Here is a 14,581-nt window from a genome sequence, read left to right on the forward strand (position 1 = left end):
TTAGGCCATGATCCGGTTCGAGAACGTCACGAAGCGCTTTCGCGGCACTGCGAAGCCCGCCCTGAGCAACGTCGACTTCGAGGTGCAGCGCGGGGAGTTCGTCTTCCTGGTCGGTGCGTCCGGGTCGGGCAAGTCGTCGTGTCTGCGACTGATCCTGCGGGAGGAGACGCCGAGCGACGGGCGCGTGGTCGTGCTCGGGCGCGATCTGCGATCGCTGTCGAACCGCAAGGTGCCGTACTTCCGTCGCCACGTCGGGTCCGTGTTCCAGGACTTCCGGCTGCTGCCGACGAAGACGGTGTTCCAGAACGTCGCCTTCACGCTGCAGGTCATCGGGTCGTCCCGGGCCTTCATCCAGCAGGCGGTGCCCGAAGTGCTCGCCCTGGTGGGCCTCGCCGGCAAAGAGAAGCGGTTCCCGCACGAGCTGTCGGGCGGCGAGCAGCAGCGCGTCGCCATCGCCCGCGCCCTCGCGAACCGCCCCCAGGTGCTGCTCGCCGACGAGCCGACCGGAAACCTCGACCCCGCGACATCCGTCGACATCATGCAGCTTCTCGCGCGCATCAATGCGGGAGGCACCACCGTCGTGATGGCCACCCACGAGGCGGGCTTCGTCGACCAGATGCAGCGCCGCGTGATCGAGCTGAGCTTCGGTGAGATGGTCCGCGATGAGCGTCACGGCGGCTACGGAGACACGTCGGGCCTGCCGAGCCTCGCGCCCGAGCCGGAACGCGGCGCAGCCGCCGTGGCCGCGCTGACAGCGGTGCTCGAAGTGCAGCGCGAGGCCGCGATCGCCGCAGCCGCCGGTCTGGACCCGACGCTCGTCGCCTCCGACGACGAAGACACGACGGATGCCGCGGCACACTCGGCCAGCGCGCACCGGGCCGCCGACCAGCCGTCCTCGCCCACCGTTCCGCAGCGCGCCGGATCGCCGGCGCCGGCCGTCGAACGATCTGCCGTACCGCCGTCCGCTGCTCTCGCCGCCACGGCCCCCGCAGAACCGCGCCCCACGGAACCGCCGCGAACAGAGGCATCCGCTCCACCTCCGCCGCCACCGTCGCACACGCAGCCCATCCCGGTCCTCGATCTGGCCGAGATCGATGTGGCCGAACTCGGTCTCGCAGACCGGCTCGGGCTGGGCGAGTCCGACCCTGACGACGAAGTGGGGCCGACCTCATGAGGCTCGGACTGATCCTGTCGGAAGCCCTCACCGGCCTGCGGCGCAATGTGTCGATGGTGGTGTCGGTCGTCCTCGTGACGTTCGTCTCGCTGACGTTCGTCGGCGCCGCGATCCTCATGCAGATGCAGATCGGCACGATGCGCGACTTCTGGGTCGACCGTGCTCAGGTGGCGGTCTACATGTGCACCTCGATCTCGCAGTCTCCGACATGCGCCAACGGCGTGGCGACGCAGGAGCAGGTCGACGCCGTCCGCGCCCAGCTCGAGGGGCAGGCGCTCTCGCCCCTCATCCGCGATCTGCGGTTCGAGAGCAGCGAGGAGGCGTACGAGAACGTCGTCGAACTGCTCGGCGACGACTACGCCAGCGTCATCACCCCAGATCAGATGAACCAGACGTTCTGGATCAACCTCGTCGATCAGCGGCAATCCGACGTCATCATCGAGGCCTTCACCGGAACACAGGGCGTCGAAGAGGTGCAGGATCAGCTGCAGTATCTGGAGCCTCTCTTCTCGGCGCTCACCATCGCGACCTATATCGCCGTCGGCATCGCGGCGCTGATGCTCATCGCCGCCGTCCTTCTGATCGCCACGACGATCCGGCTCTCGGCTTATGCGCGGCGAAGGGAGCTCGGCATCATGCGCCTGGTCGGCGCCTCCAATCGCTTCATACAGACGCCGTTCATCCTCGAGGGCGTCTTCGCGGCGCTCATAGGATCGCTGCTCGCGAGCGCAGCGATCGTCGCAGGCGTGCACTTCGGGGTGAACCAGTACTTGCGCACCCGGGTCGAGTTCGTGACGACCTGGGTGGGCATGGGTGAGGCCTGGCTGGTGGTGCCGGTGCTCATCCTGGTGGGAGTGCTGCTGGCGGCGCTGTCGGCCGGATTCGCGATCCGGCGCTGGCTGCGCGCGTGACCGGCTCCGCTCGGGGGTAGACTGACAGGCTGCCGTGCGCCCGCCGGCATCGCACAGGGACGGAAAAGGGAGCCCGCCATGCCGAAGGAACGCGGTGAGAAGGTCGTCGCGACCAATCGTCGCGCCCGCCACGAGTACGCCATCGAGAAGACGTACGAAGCCGGTCTGGTGCTCACGGGGACCGAGGTGAAGTCGCTTCGCGAGGGGCGCGCCAACCTCAGTGACGGCTACGCCTACATCGACGGCGGCGAGGCGTTCCTCGACGCGGTTCATATCCCCGAGTACTCCCAGGGGCATTGGACCAACCACTCCGCCAAGCGGACGCGCAAGCTGCTGCTGCACAAGGATGAGATCGTCAAACTGTCGCACGCCGTCGCCGCAGGCGGATACACGCTGGTGCCGCTGAAGCTCTACTTCTCGGACGGCCGCGCGAAGGTGGAGATCGCCGTGGCGAAGGGCAAGCGCGAGTTCGAGAAGCGCCAGACGATCCGCGAGCGCGAAGACAAGCGCGAGGCGGAGCGCGCCATGCGCTCCCGCAACCGCCTGGGCGACTAACGGAGCGGAGGCGCTGGTTCCGGGGCGCCGCGACTCAGCGGGCGACGAATCGGGCTTCGACCGCGGACGAGACGACGATGTCTTCGGGCTGCAGCTGGACCGAGGGTCCGGAGCCGGTATCGGCGGCGAACGATGCCTTCGCCATCAGAGCGCGCGGCGCCGGACCTGACTCCGGCCGGTCATGTCGCGCGAGAAGCCCGAGGTCGGCGATCTCGAGCGCCGTGACGTCGGCGAGCCCGATGGCACCCGCATAGGCAGTGGCGCGTGCGACCGCGACACCGACGGCCTGAGTCGCGACGTCGCGCTCGGTCTGCGCGCGAGTCTCGGGAGTGAGTTTCCACTCGATCCACCCGAGCTGCACGCCGTCTCGCTCGGCGACGTCGCCGGCCCACCACGACAGCACGGCGAAGTCGGTGAACGTCACCGAGAAGTCGACCGTGGCGTAGTGCACGGGATTGAGCCGCCGACCCTCGTTGTTCCAGGGACGCTCCGACCATACCGAGACGCGCTGACTGGTCCAGTCGGTGACCGTCCCTGCGGACTTCCGCGCCGCGAGATCGTCGCGCACCGGCTCGGTGAGTGCCGACATCCGCTCGACGACCGCGCCGCGTTCCGGGCCTTCGGCGCGGATCGTGAGGTGCGCGACCGCGCGCTCGGGGGCGATGCGGATCTCGTGCTCGCCTCGGACGGTGATGACGACGTCGCTCATGACGCCGACTCTACGCGGATGCCGTGGTGCGTGGACGTCGCGGGAATGGCGGGGGAGCGGCATCCGTTGTATTCTGATGTGCTCGGATGGTTCGGCTGGCCCGACCGCCCGTGATTGACAACTCCACAGTGTGACAGCGGCCCTTCGCAAGAAGGAACTCCTCTTTCGAGGATCACGGGGATGATCGGTTTCGACATCGCCTGTAAATCTGCGTGAAGCGGGCCGAGGATGCAGGGTTATCTCGTGAACGCCCCCTGCAAACCTATAACTGCCGAAAAGAAGCAGTCTGACTTCGCCCTCGCTGCGTAAGTAGCGAGCCCGAGTCCGTCAGTCCGTGAGTGATTCCGTCACGGTCCCTGGCGTCATCTAGGAATCTTGCTGCGCGACGTCGCCTGAGCGTCGCGCGGGACTCTTCTCAGGCTGGGCTTGTCGACTTAGGTGTCTGTGACAAAGGTCGGAGCCGAGCAGAACGCATGCACAGACTGCGCCCGGAGAAACCGCAGTTTCCCAGCGATGGACGGGGGTTCGATTCCCCCCATCTCCACCACCCGCTGTCACAGAACAAGGCCCTGAGAGCCGCGTATTTACGCGGAACTTGGGGCCATTGTTCGTTGGTCGCCAGACGTCTCGAAACTAGATCGCCCACAAATCGCCCACAAACCTTTGGCTCATATAGGTCGGAAAGCGTGTCCGAAAGCCGCTAGCTGTCGATTTCCTGCTTGCCCGCGCGAGCGAGCTCGAGTCGTTCGTCGAGCGAGCGCAGCGAGACGACCGGGAACTAGCTCGCCCAGAGACGGCCTACATCGGCGTTCAACCCGCCCTGATTCATCCGCTCCGCGACGTCGGCAAGGTCGTCATCGAAGAGATCGGCATACGTGTCGAGGGTCATCGCAGCGGACTTGTGCCCCAGCATCCGTTGCACCGCCTTGACGTTCGCCCCTGACGAGATCGCAAGGCTCGCGGCTGTGTGACGCAGGTCGTGCGGTGTCAGCCGCTCGATGTCGGCGAGATCGAGCGCCGTCGTGAACCAGGAGTTCACGCCGTACTGGGTCTTGGCCCGACGCAGGTGCTTGCCCTCGAGGTCGGTGAAGACGAGGTCATCGGCCCGCTTGCCGCGGCACAGCTGCTTGAGCGGCCCCTCGAGGAACGCGGGGAATGGGACGAGCCGGCGTTCCCAATTCTTCGGTGTGCCGAGCACGATCTTGCCTTCCACCTCGACGGCGGCGCGCCGCACCTGGATCCGATGTCTCGGGAAAATGATGTCGCTGACATGCATGCCGATCGCCTCGCTCCACCGGAGTCCGCAGTATGAGAGCAGGAGGATGAGGGTCTTGTGGGTGTCGTTGTTCGTCGACTCGGCAAGGCGGACCACCTCGGCATGAGTCAGGTATCGCCGCGGCTTCTGCGACTGCTTCGGAGGCAGGTTCTGAGCTCCGCGGGCGACGTTGCGCGGGATGCGGCCATCGCGTACGGCGGTGTCCAGGATGCCCGCGAGCACTCCTAGCGCACGGTAGACGACACTCGCAGAACGTGGGCTGGCGCCGGCCTTCTCACTCTTCGTGCGCTTCGTCGTAGCCGTTCCCTCGGAGAGCTCCCGGATCCACTGCTCTACGTGCGAGGCGCGGATGTCGCCGATGCGGACGTCGCCCCAGCGTGGGAGGACATAGACCCTCCACGACGTCTTCAGCGAACTGAACGATGAAGGCTTGAGCGCGTGCTCCTTGTTGCGGAGCCATTCGACGCCGAGCGCGCCGACCGTGATGCGCGCCTCGCCGGGATCTGTGTAGGAGCCGTTCGAACGGGACACCTCGCTATGCGCGAGATAAAGCTCCGCATCCTTCTTGGTGCGGAAGCCCTTCTTCTCGACCTGCTTCTGCTGGTCGTTGCGCCAGCGGACACGGTAGCGCCGTCCCGCCTCAATCTCGTACGCCGTAATGCTTCCCATGGGTCACCTCGGGGCCAGGGTAGCCCTGAGGCGTCGGTCGCGGCGGGGCGGTTGAGCGAACCCGGTGTGTCGTGTGGATAAGCGTCGGCATTTGGCTCTCGCGGACACCGCCATCCGCTTCGGCGTTGGCGACCGTCATGGAGGGTCTCGTCGAACGTCGTTTCGAAATCGTAGCTACGCGAAGATGATGGCGGAGGAGGGGCCGAGTAGTCGCGCCAATTCTTCTGACTCTCATCGATGACAACTCCGGCGTTACACGGAAGTCGAGGCACTCAAGAGGCCCCGTATTTCGCGGCGCGATGCGATGCCGAGTTTGGTGAAGACCTTGCGCAGGTGCCAGTCGACCGTATGAGGGCTGAGAAACAAGCGGGCGCCGATCTCAGGATTAGTGAGGCCTTCACCTGCCATTCGGGCGATCTGCTCCTCCTGCATTGTCAATGTGGTAGGTAGCTGCTCCTTCGGTGGGTGCACCACTGTGCCGGTGGCTTGCAGTTCTCTGCGTGCACGATCGGCAAAGGCATGAAGGCCGCGTTCGTCCAGCATCCGGTGCGCTATGCGCAGCTCGTTCCGCGCGTCGACCCGACGGTTCTCACGGCGTAGCCATTCACCGTAGAGGAGGTGCGCGCGTGCCAAGTCAGTGTTGGCCCGTGTTCGCGAGAGGTGCTCTATCGCGCTGCGATACAAACCTTCTGCGGCGGCCGCCGTGTGTAGCAAAGCTCGGGAACGGGCCTCGACCCCAAGCGCCCAATCCGTGCCGCTAGCTTGTAGGGCCCCAGACAGCGCGTCAAGCGCCTGCGCGGCAATTTCGTTGTGCCCACTCCTTGCCGCGGCTTCGATCATCTCGGCGAGGGCCCACCAGGGCGCGGTGAATGCTTCCGGATGCGCGACGACCCGTTCGGCAGCGGCAAGGGCCTCGCTGTAGAGCGACAGGCTGTTGCAGAGCAGGGCGTGATACCAGTTGATGACTAGGACGGCAGCGCCTTGGCCGCGCGACGTCGCATCCGGCAGCGTCTCATCGATCAGCGAGCGGGCCTCATCCTCCCGGCCCTGGAAGACGGCTAAGAGGAGTGGCCCCAGCCGAGCTTGCGGGCTGCCGATTGCTTCGCAAATGATCTTGGCCTCTTCGATGAGCGCGGCGGCGCCCTTCAGGTCTCCAGCGAAGAGTTGAACCGTTGTGAGGGCATCGATCGCGAGGGGAAGATCGGTGAGAGTCCCGGTTTCACGGACGACGGCCACGTGTCGGGTCGCGACGGCAAGCCACTGATCCAGATCCCACAGTTCAGAAGCCAGCACCGACCCGAAAAGCAGCCACCGCAGAGTTTCGGGGGTCGAAGGGCCGTTTTCGCAGAGTTCCTCCAGCACGGCCCTCATCCGAGGCACGGCGGCAACATACCCGACGGTGAGGCGGGTGCTCAGCGCGTCGAGAAGCCGGTCGGACAGTTGTGGCACATCACTGGTGGGTGCCGCGGCAGCAGCGGCACCTACTTCCCGAAGGCCCGGGCCATCGGCCAGATGGGACGCGAACAGCGCGGCCCCGACTGCGTCCAGATACGTCCGACGGGCCAAAGAAACATCCACCCGCTCAAGCCGGCCCGCCGCCGAGAGCAGCAGGGGAGTCGCCTCGTTTCCATGATTCTGCATCAGCGCAATCTGCGCGTTGAGAATGTCAACGCGAGCTCGTCCGAGGTCGTCATGAGGGTCGATCTCGGCCAGCGCAACTAAGCCAGCGGCTTGATCAAAAGCTCCAGATAGGAGCTTCGCCTGCGCCGCATCGAGCGCCCGCTGCGACCGAAGCTTCGGATCCGGAGTCAGCGTCGCAGCCCGTTCCAGGAACGCCGCCATGGCAGCGATGCCGCCGCGCGCCTGTGCCACTTCGGCCGATCGGACCAGCTCACGCGCTACCGCTTCGTGAGGAGCGGAGGTCGCCTGCCCAAGGTGCCAGGCGTGCTGGTCGGGGTGAGCCCGGGCATCGATGGATTCAGCAAGCGCACGGTGCGCTTCGAGGCGATCGCTATACGAAGCTGCGCGGTATGTCGCCGAGCGCACCAGTGGATGCCGGAAGTGCACCTGGGTGTCGACAAAAATAAGGTCGGCCGCGTGGCCGTGTGACAGCGTCAGGTCCACATCGAAACCGCTGGCTTTGGCAGCGCGTCTCAAGAGGCGGACGTCCCCGACAGGATCCGCCGCGGCGAGCACAAGCATGCGCCGAGGCTCCTCCGGCAGTGCCTGGACACGTCGGAGAAAGTCGTCTTCGACGTGACTCGGCGCCGATCGCGCCGCAACGTTCAAGAATCCGCTGGCCAGCTCCGGCGCTATCAGCCCCCGCGGCATTTCCAACAGCGCCAAGGGGTTACCCGCTGCCTCGGAGAGGATTCGTTGCCGAACCAGCGGGTCGATGCGTCCAGGTGCGACCGAGTCGAGCAGACGTCGAGCCGCGGCGTCCGACAGACCCTTCAAAAACAGTCCCGGAAGTCCGGCAAGGAGATTCGTATCGGTCGGCTCCCGGACAGCAAAGATCAGCAGGACAGATTCAGCCAGGAGCCGGCGACCGACGAATGCCAGAGTCAGTGCCGAGGCTTGGTCCAGCCACTGCAGGTCGTCGATCAGGCACACCAAGGATTGCTCAGCCGCTGCGTCGGCGAAGAGCGTGAGCACTGCAAGTCCCACCATGAAGCGGTCCGGCGCGCCGCCGGATCGCAGACCGAATGCACGGGCAAGCGCGTCTTGTTGCGGCTCCGGCAGGCTATCCAGGCCGGAGAGCAGTGGACCACAGAGCTGGTGTAGCGCCGCGTAGGACAACTCGATCTCCGACTCCACGCCTGCGACTCGGAGGATGCGGCATCCGGCGGCCGCTGAGCGCGCGTACTCCAAGAGCGCCGTCTTCCCGATCCCCGCCTCGCCGCGCAGTATCAGGGCCGCACTCGTCCCAGCCCTGACGGCGGTAACCAATTCGCCGAGGGCTGTGCGCTCCCGTTGTCGGCCGAGCAGTTCGACGCCTGAACCGCCGTGAGTCACAAGGCCTCCCGGCGCGCATTCTACACCGCTCTGCGCGGAAGCGGCGGGTGTGCACGCGAAGATGACCCGTGGCCGTCACGGCGATCCCCCGGGTGCCTTCAGCCGGCGGCGATGTCTCGGGCAGCTTCCTCGATGACATGAACGACGACCTGCGGGTCCGACAACAGCCCCAGGTGCCCGGCACCGTACTCGGTCACGACGGCTCCAGCACGCTCGGCCATACTGCGCTGGGCGGAGGGCGGGATGATCTGGTCCTTGAGTCCGAGGACGTATCTAGACGGAATGGTCTTCCAGGCCGGCGCCCCAGATGCTTCAGTGAGTGCCCCAAAGGTCGCCGGACGCTGGGTCGCGTAGACGAGCCCTTGTTCATCGCTGCTCAGCCCAGCCGCGAACGGCCCGGAAACGGCTGACTCCTTGAGATAGACGTCGCTCGCGGGGGTGGGAGGCAGATCCGACGGGACGAGGTCGAACACCGTGGTCGGGTCCGGGACGGCCAGAGCCGAGTCTGCTCCCGCAAGCTGGAACGCCGACTCGCCCTCGTCGGGGACGAAGGCGTTGACATAGACGAGCGCTGCTACACCGGGAATTCCGGTCGCCGCATTCGTGATCACGGCTCCGCCGTAGGAGTGCGCGACGAGCACGACGGGTCCGGTATGACTGTCGAGAAATGCGCGGACGACACCTGCGTCGCCGGCAAGAGACCGCAGCTCATTGGGAATGGCGCGCACGTGATAGCCGTCGCGGCGAAGGCGTGCGATGACCTCGGCCCAACTGGACGCATCCGCCCACGCCCCGTGAACGAGGACGATGGTGGGCTGGATGGCGCTGCCTGCGGTCTGATCGGCGGCTGTAAGCATGATGTGCTCCTGTTCGGTAAGAGTTTCCTCATCTGGAAAGACCGGACAGCGCTCCTGGGTGTGACCATCTCTGCGCACGAGCGCCGTGTCTCGACAGCGCCTACGCGTCCCCGCTAAGAACCACGTACCTCACCAGGTGGTCACGTGGCGCGACAAAGCGCCACGGGCAGCGAGGGTGGCGTCATCGCGCTCTCCCGACCATTCCCGAGGTCACCATGTCATCAGCCACCCTCAGCACCGCGTCCGATGTCTGTTTGACCGGCGAGCCCGGCGACGCCGGTTCCCGTTCAGCGATCGAGCACCGATGGGCTCTTCGCGAATTCCTCGATCACCGGCCCCGCATGTTCCGCATCGCGTTGCGGATTGTGGGGGATGTGCCACGGGCCGAAGACTGCGTGCAGGAGGCGTGGGTGCGCTGGCAGTTGACCGATCACGCGCGGGTCGTGACGCCGTCGGCCTTCCTTGCGACGACCGTGACCCATCTTGCGCTCAACCTCGTTCAGACCGCCGCGCAACGACGCGAGATCGCGTCAGAGTGGTTCGCAGACGATCTCGTCGATGGCGCTCAGGACCCGGCCGGGCGCGTCGAGCGAAACGACGCCGTCGCCCAAGTACTGAAGACCCTGATGGCGCGGCTGTCCCGGACTCAGCTCGTCGCCATCCTGTTGCGCAAGGGCTTCGCATACCCGTACGCCGACATCGCCCGTCTGCTGAAGACAAGCGTGCCGAACGCGCGCCAGCTCATCCGCCGCGGGCAGGCCCGCGTCGCTGCGGGGCGGGATCTACCCGTCGACGCGGCAGATCATCGGCTCCTCCTCGCGGCCTTTCTCATCGCTGCGCGGGAGGGGGAGTGCCGCGCCCTCGAACGGCTCCTGACACGGGACCTCGTGGCGTGTCCACCGCCGATCACGGGTCGAACTGAACGGGAGCTGTCACAAGTCGACGGTCTGCCCGGTCTTTCATGTCGAGCCGCTTCTTGCTCGCCTCGGACGCCTCGGGGCGGGCAAGAAGCCCCCAACGAACGGAGCACCGAGCAGATGAACACCGCAGCACCAATCTCGCCCGACGAATCCGCCCACGTCGATGACCCGTCAACCGACGCCGACTTCGAGATCGCGGTACATCGACGAGAAGAGCGGCACGAGTACGTCGCCGCCAGCTCCACCGTCGAGATCGCGACCGTCCACTACCAGGAAGCGGACGGGCGCGTGGTCCTGCTGACGACCACCGTCGTGCCGGCTTTCCGACGTCGGGGGATCGCCGATGAGCTGATCGCCTACGTACTTGACGACCTTCGCGAACGGAATGCGCACGTGACCGTGCTGTGTCCGGTCATGCAAGCGTTCATCGCGACGCACGTCGAGTACCAGGACCTGCTAGACCCGCAGCGGTCAGACTTCTAGGGTCACGGAGTTCGACGATGGACCATAGAGCGCGGCCGTTCGTAGTGGAAGCGGAGGCTGCGCACGCGCTGTCGGGCGAGCAGGTACTAGAGCAGCTCGGCTCTACCGCTGGCGGGCTCTCTGAGGACGAGGCCGCCGTCCGCCTCGAACGGGAAGGGCCTAACCTCCTCCCCGAGCCGCATCCCCGCCATCCGCTGCTCAGGCTGCTTGGCCACTTCAACAACATCCTCATCTACATCCTGCTGGCATCGGCCGTCGTGAAGGCCGTGTATCGGGACTGGTTGGACTTCTGGGTGATTCTCGTCGTCGCGGTCGCGACTGCGGCGATCGGGTTCGTTCAGGAAGGCCAAGCAGAGCGCGCCCTCGCCGGAATCCAGCGGATGCTGTCGGTGCGTGCCGCGGCATTGCGGGACGAAGGCTGGCGGGACGTTCCAGCCGAAACTCTGGTGCCGGGAGACATCGTGCGGCTTCGTCCCGGAGATCGGGTGCCCGCCGACCTCCGACTGCTCGCAGCCGAGAATCTGGAGATCGAGGAGTCCGCGTTGACCGGCGAGTCGGCCGCCCGGTCAAAGGACACTAGCGCCGTCCCGGCGGATGCCGTCGTCGGTGACCGAGACGGAATGGCCTTCTCCGGAACGATCGTGCATTCCGGAACCGGCACCGGCGTCGTCGTCGCGACGGGGTCCGCGACGGAGATCGGCCGGATCCAAAACCTCATCACCGAGATCGATCCGCTTGGAACCCCCCTGACCCGGCAGCTCGACATCCTCGGCAAGCGCATCGCGCTGCTGATTCTCGTGCTCGCGGCCGTGATGACGATCGTGGGTCTTGTTCTTCACGGGAACTCACCCGAGGAGCTGCTTGACTCTGCCATCACCTTCGCGGTCGCTGCAGTCCCGGAAGGCCTGCCGGCGATCGTGACCATCACGTTGGCACTCGGGGTGCAGCAGATGGCGCGGCGTCACGCCATCGCGCGCAGGCTCACCGCAGTGGAGACACTGGGGGAGGTCACCACGATCTGCTCGGACAAGACCGGCACGCTCACATACAACGAGATGGCGGTGCGCAGGGTGCAGACCCGGTCGGCGCTCTACCGCGTCGAGGGCGAGGGGTACCGGCCGGTCGGGCGGATCATCGACGAGCGCACTGGTCTTCCAGGCGGGACCGCCGACGATATGTTGGCGGTTGTCGCCGCGATGGCGAGATGCAATGACTCCGCTCTGGTGGAGTCGCAGGGCGAGTGGTCCATCGTCGGCACGCCGACCGAGGCCAGCCTGCTGGTTCTGGCACGAAAGTCCGGATTCGAAGATGCAGGGGGCGTGCGGATAGCGACGCTGCCGTTCGCGTCAGCCAACAAGTTCATGGCCGTGGTGGACCGCAACCCCGCTGGCGCCGCGACGCTGATCGCCAAGGGCGCACCCGACCGGCTCCTCGCGCGTTGCCAGACCGAGCGCGGGCCGAACGGTGACCTGCGCCCGGTCGATCTCGACCACTGGAACCGGATCATCGACGGGCTCGCAGCCGAGGGGTACCGCATTCTGGCGGCTGCGACCCGGCCGGCACCTGAGGTCCGCGATTCGATTTCGGAGCCGGACGTGAATCGCCTGACCTTCCTAGGTGTGGTCGGCATCGCGGATCCACCGCGAAGGGAGGTGATCACGGCGATCGCCCAGTGCAGGGACGCGGGCATCCGCGTGACAATGATTACGGGCGACCACGCGGCGACCGCCGCCACGATTAGTCGAGAGCTCGGCATCCCGCAGGCCGAGACACCACGGGTTGTCACGGGCGCCGAGCTGCAGCGTCTCTCCGACGCGGAGCTGGCTGCGGTCGCTCCGGGCGTCGACGTGTTCGCCCGGACCAGCCCCGAGCACAAGATCCGCATCGTCCGCGCGTTGCAAGAACGCGGTCAGGTTGTCGCCATGACCGGCGACGGGGTCAATGACGCTCCTGCGCTCACCCGCGCCGACGTGGGGATCGCGATGGGAATCACCGGAACCGAGGCCACCAAAGGGGCGGCTGACATCGTGCTCGCCGACGACAACTTCGCGACCATCGAACGCGCCGTCGCCGAGGGGCGCCGCATCTTTGACAACATTCAGAAGTCGCTTATGTTCATCCTGCCGACAACATTCGCGCAGGCGCTGATCGTTCTCACCGCCGTCCTCGTCGGCTTCGCCCCGCCGCTCGAGCCCACGCAGGTCCTGTGGGTCAATCTTGTGACCGCGGTCACGTTGTCACTGGCGCTGGCGTATGAGCCGGCGGAGACAGGTGTGATGTCTCGTCCGCCGCGACACCCCGAGGCCTCGATCATCGACGTGGTCCTGCTCCCCAGGGTCGTCTGGGCGACCCTCCTGATCACGGCCGCCACCATCGGCATCTACTTTGCCGAGGCTGCTGCAGGTGCGACGCTCGACGCGGCACGGACCAGCGCGGTGACCATGCTGGTGCTCGGGCAGGTGGCTTACCTGTTCAACTCGCGCTTCCTGCGAAGTTCGAGCCTGACGGTGCGGGCGTTACGCGGCAATCCTGCGTTGTGGTGGTCGGTCGGGGTCCTCGTGGCTCTGCAGCTGCTGTTCATCTATGCCCCGCCGATGCAGACGCTATTCCACACGGCACCTCTGGCCGGACGCGAGTGGGGCATCGCAATGGCGCTCGCCCTCACGATCTTCCTGCTCCTCGAGGCAGAGAAGCTCCTCGTGACGCGCGTCGAGGCGCGCCTGCGGCGGTGAGGGCACCATCATGCACATCGTCATCTTCGCGGACCAGCACGCCGAGGCCCTCGGTGGGGCGCAGGTGACTGTCAGGCTGCAGCGACGATTCCTCGAGCGCGCTGGGCACACCGTTTCAGTCGTCGCTCCGCGCAGGTACGGACCTCAGCGGCGAGTGAACGCGCACGATCCCGGCTACCTCGACCTGCCGGGCCTGCCCCTCACAACGGATCGCGAGTACTCCGTCACCTGGCCGGGCCGTCGCGTCGACCGAGCCGTCGACCAGGCCCTGCTGAACCGTCCGGCGCCGGACATCGTGCACGTGCAGGGCGAGTTCTGGGGCGCCTTCCTCGGCTACCGGCTCGCGGGCCGCCGTGACCTACCGGTGGTCCACACCATGCACAGTCGGATCGACGCCGGGCTCGAGGCCACCACGCCGGCGCCCCGCCTCCTCCAGCGCGGACTGAACGGCTGGCGGCGTCGAGCTCTGCGAGGTCTGCCGGGCGCCGCGGATACCGGGGCGGATGCGTGGGCGTATCTGCGCGCGCTCGCGCGCGGGGCGCGGGCGGTGACGGCCCCCTCCGGGCACTTCGCCCGAAGGCTGGAGGAGCACGACGTGTTCGATGCGGTCGACGTCATCTGGAACGGTATCGACGATGACGCGTTCGAGCGGGTGGCGGCCTCCAAGCCGGAGCGTCGCCGATCGGGGCCGGCGCGGCTGCTGTGGCTCGGCCGGATGAGCCCGGAGAAGCGTCTGCTCCCGTTCCTCGAGGCGGTGGCGGACGCCGACGTCGTCTGCGAGGTCGAGGTGATCGGAGGCGGGGTCCAGTTGGCCGAGGCGCAGCGCCTGACGGTGCGCCGCGGCATCAGCGACCGGGTGCAATTCACGGCCACGCTGCCGTATGAGCAGGCACTTCGGCGGATGATCGATGCCGACGCGCTCGTGCAGTCGTCGATCGGGTTCGAGACCCAGGGGATGACGGCGTTCGAGGCCGCCTCGTTCGGCATCCCCTCCATCCTCAGCGACCCGGATATCGCCCGGGAATTGAGGGCGGGATACTGGCTCGTGAGCGAGCACGCCGACGAGGACGCAAGGGTCGAGGCTCTCGCCCAGACGATCCGGCAGGCGGTGCGCGACATTAAGGCTGGCTCGGCGCCGCAGCCCGACCCGGCGTTGGTCTCGCGCTTCCGGCAGTCGACGAGCACGGCGGCGATGATCGCGGTGTACCGTCGGGCGACATCCTGAGGGGCTGCATTTCCGCGACGGCGGGTAGCAGCCGCTCAAGCGTCGTGGGCCCGAT

General features: G+C 66.7%; 10 protein-coding genes and 1 other RNA gene. 7 read left to right on the plus strand and 4 right to left on the minus strand.

Annotation, left to right across the window (positions count from 1 at the left end):
* Positions 1-7: 7 nt before the first annotated feature.
* The 3 genes from ftsE (at position 8) to smpB (ending at position 2,640) form a co-directional block, all read left to right on the plus strand.
* Positions 8-1,174 carry a cell division ATP-binding protein FtsE gene (ftsE, locus tag WYM_RS05635; protein WP_019179856.1) on the plus strand — a complete coding sequence of 389 codons (1,167 nt, stop codon included), beginning with the start codon at positions 8-10 and terminating at the stop codon, positions 1,172-1,174.
* Positions 1,171-2,085: a permease-like cell division protein FtsX gene (ftsX, locus tag WYM_RS05640; RefSeq protein ID WP_019179857.1), complete on the plus strand. Its 915-nt coding sequence runs from the start codon at positions 1,171-1,173 to the stop codon at positions 2,083-2,085. Before ftsE ends, ftsX begins: the two co-directional genes overlap by 4 nt.
* Before the next feature lie 78 nt (positions 2,086-2,163).
* The gene (gene smpB / locus WYM_RS05645; RefSeq protein WP_019179858.1) at positions 2,164-2,640 is read left to right on the plus strand and encodes an SsrA-binding protein SmpB; all 477 of its coding nucleotides are present in this window, start codon (positions 2,164-2,166) and stop codon (positions 2,638-2,640) included.
* 34 nt (positions 2,641-2,674) lie between these two features.
* On the opposite strand, the gene WYM_RS05650 is transcribed toward smpB, so the two are convergent.
* Positions 2,675-3,349, minus strand: coding sequence for an SIMPL domain-containing protein (locus tag WYM_RS05650; RefSeq protein ID WP_019179859.1), 675 nt, complete (start codon positions 3,347-3,349; stop codon positions 2,675-2,677).
* 176 nt (positions 3,350-3,525) lie between these two features.
* Here WYM_RS05650 and ssrA point away from each other — a divergent pair.
* Positions 3,526-3,896, plus strand: a transfer-messenger RNA (tmRNA) gene (gene ssrA, locus WYM_RS21390).
* A gap of 231 nt (positions 3,897-4,127) precedes the next feature.
* Here the strand turns inward: ssrA and WYM_RS05655 are convergent.
* The 3 genes from WYM_RS05655 to WYM_RS05665 form a co-directional block, all read right to left on the minus strand.
* A complete protein-coding gene (locus WYM_RS05655) occupies positions 4,128-5,294 on the minus strand; it encodes a tyrosine-type recombinase/integrase (RefSeq protein ID WP_019179860.1) in 1,167 nt (388 codons plus the stop codon).
* Positions 5,295-5,546: 252 nt separating this feature from the next.
* A complete protein-coding gene (locus tag WYM_RS05660; protein WP_019179861.1) occupies positions 5,547-8,309 on the minus strand; it encodes a helix-turn-helix transcriptional regulator in 2,763 nt (920 codons plus the stop codon).
* Positions 8,310-8,407: 98 nt separating this feature from the next.
* Complete coding sequence (locus WYM_RS05665) at positions 8,408-9,166, minus strand: alpha/beta fold hydrolase (RefSeq protein ID WP_019179862.1); 759 nt, start codon at positions 9,164-9,166, stop codon at positions 8,408-8,410.
* Between the two features lie 254 nt (positions 9,167-9,420).
* On the opposite strand from WYM_RS05665, the gene WYM_RS21005 reads away from it, so the two are divergent.
* Genes WYM_RS21005 through WYM_RS05680 form a run of 3 tightly spaced genes read left to right on the plus strand, consistent with a single transcriptional unit; the run spans position 9,421 to position 14,526 of the window.
* Entirely contained in the window at positions 9,421-10,569 is a 1,149-nt protein-coding gene (locus tag WYM_RS21005; protein WP_019179863.1) for a GNAT family N-acetyltransferase, read from the plus strand.
* A 17-nt stretch (positions 10,570-10,586) separates the two neighbouring features.
* On the plus strand, positions 10,587-13,301 hold the full coding sequence (locus tag WYM_RS05675; RefSeq protein ID WP_051008070.1) for a cation-translocating P-type ATPase: 2,715 nt from the start codon (positions 10,587-10,589) through the stop codon (positions 13,299-13,301).
* 10 nt (positions 13,302-13,311) lie between these two features.
* On the plus strand, positions 13,312-14,526 hold the full coding sequence (locus tag WYM_RS05680) for a glycosyltransferase (protein ID WP_019179865.1): 1,215 nt from the start codon (positions 13,312-13,314) through the stop codon (positions 14,524-14,526).
* Positions 14,527-14,581 lie beyond the last annotated feature (55 nt).

Source organism: Microbacterium yannicii PS01, assembly GCF_000304335.1.
Classification (GTDB): Bacteria; Actinomycetota; Actinomycetes; order Actinomycetales; family Microbacteriaceae; genus Microbacterium; species Microbacterium yannicii_A.

Coding starts and splice junctions, on each gene's coding strand:
- ftsE (WP_019179856.1), top strand. CDS start 8: ATGATCCGGTTCGAGAACGTCACGAAGCGCTTTCGCGGCACTGCGAAG.
- ftsX (WP_019179857.1), top strand. CDS start 1,171: ATGAGGCTCGGACTGATCCTGTCGGAAGCCCTCACCGGCCTGCGGCGC.
- smpB (WP_019179858.1), top strand. CDS start 2,164: ATGCCGAAGGAACGCGGTGAGAAGGTCGTCGCGACCAATCGTCGCGCC.
- WYM_RS05650 (WP_019179859.1), bottom strand. CDS start 3,349: ATGAGCGACGTCGTCATCACCGTCCGAGGCGAGCACGAGATCCGCATC.
- WYM_RS05655 (WP_019179860.1), bottom strand. CDS start 5,294: ATGGGAAGCATTACGGCGTACGAGATTGAGGCGGGACGGCGCTACCGT.
- WYM_RS05665 (WP_019179862.1), bottom strand. CDS start 9,166: ATGCTTACAGCCGCCGATCAGACCGCAGGCAGCGCCATCCAGCCCACC.
- WYM_RS05675 (WP_051008070.1), top strand. CDS start 10,587: ATGGACCATAGAGCGCGGCCGTTCGTAGTGGAAGCGGAGGCTGCGCAC.
- WYM_RS05680 (WP_019179865.1), top strand. CDS start 13,312: ATGCACATCGTCATCTTCGCGGACCAGCACGCCGAGGCCCTCGGTGGG.